Source organism: Paraburkholderia humisilvae, from assembly GCF_902859855.1.
GTDB lineage: Bacteria > Pseudomonadota > Gammaproteobacteria > Burkholderiales > Burkholderiaceae > Paraburkholderia > Paraburkholderia humisilvae.
In genome coordinates, this window is the sequence record NZ_CADIKH010000332.1 from 1 (window position 1) to 1420 (window position 1420).

A 1420-nucleotide genomic window follows, 5' to 3' on the forward strand; every position below is an offset into this window, starting at 1 on the left:
GAATCGCACTGCCGACGGCGTCCGCGTGAAGCAGCACGTGGCAGCAATCCCCTGATTGCGGCCCACTCGATGTCGCTCATATCGCTCGGGTAACGCTTCGTCTTCTGCGCCTGCTTTACCTGGCCATCCCTGATGTTCTTTCTTTCAAATCTCCTATTTAAACCACATCTGGCTTCAATTTTCAAACGCGCTCTCAGGTGATTCAGGGACATACGCCGCCTCCCAAGCGCTAACACGTTCCCAAGGAGAATGAAGCTGTATCGCTCGACTGACAAGAAGCATTGGACAAGCGATCGCGCAGCCCCGACCCTTTTAACAATCGCACCATCACTGCCGCGCGGTAGTTTGGAGCGAATCAACATCGTCTCGACTAGGAGAGTGCGCGTGTAGGTACGATGCAATCACATTGAAGTCCACGGGACGCAGGCTAATATTTCCCTTCGGGACAATAGGTTACGCGTCGGCTGCTGCATGAGTCGACTTGCGCATGTGTCAAGTGATATTGGGAAGATTGGGAGCATCATCGCGATTAGTGGTGGGTTTGCCGATCAACGCAGCTTGCGCGCAACTCTCTTTCACCAATTTAAGAATAATGATGTCCGTTTCCGGAGTGCCTCGTCGACTGTCGGGGTGCGAGCTCTGTGGATGGAACGAACCGTGTCGCCGCGGAGATTGACACGGCGATGTCGCGAAACCCTAACGAAGAATGGCCTGCGCTGTGCTCGATGCCGGCGGAGCAACCCATGGAGACCGAGTTGCCAGATATCGCGAAGGTAGTGAGGAGCAGCGGGTGCTTATGCGCCTTATTGCTGCAGCCTCGCGTGTCATCGGGCACCGACGATGACCTTGATGCGACGGAAATCGAAGACACGACGAGGACTACGCCAAGCGCGGCGGCGATAAACACTGCAATGAGGATACGGATCGCGTTATTGATGTTCATCGGTAACGGGTTCCAATATGTGAGGACCCTAGTACTGACTGCGCCGTCTGCAGGCTCTGCCAACCAATCTTAGCCAATCTTTATTGGTGTTCCAACAGTTTATTTATAATTAAATTAATATTCTATTATAAGATTTTTAGGGTGTCTGTTAAATTACGTATAAATATTATTCCCCTGATGCGAATTCGGAGCGGGCGCAAGTCCAAGTCGACCCCTGTGTCGTGCAAATCGCATGGGGCGAATTTCGACGGAGGCGAAAACAAGTTTTTCCGCTGCATGCGATCTTGCAACACCAGCCACGTGTCCCGTGTCAGACGGTATTGCTACTGTGAGCCGATCACTTCTTGCCTGTGTTCGCGTCGGGATGCGGTGGTGCTTCGTTGCTGCTGGCGTCCAATACCACGTGCACGAGCGGCTCGGGCAGGTCCTGCTGATGCGGGGTCGCCGCCTCGGGGTGCAGCGGCTGCGTCATATAGC

The 1420-nt window shown here is 53.9% G+C and carries 1 protein-coding gene; it reads right to left on the bottom strand.

From position 1 onward, the window contains the following. Positions 1 to 212 (bottom strand): transposase (locus HV796_RS43835; RefSeq protein ID WP_425497123.1); only part of this gene is annotated, 212 nt, incomplete at its 3' end. Between the last annotated feature and the right edge of the window lie 1208 nt (positions 213 to 1420).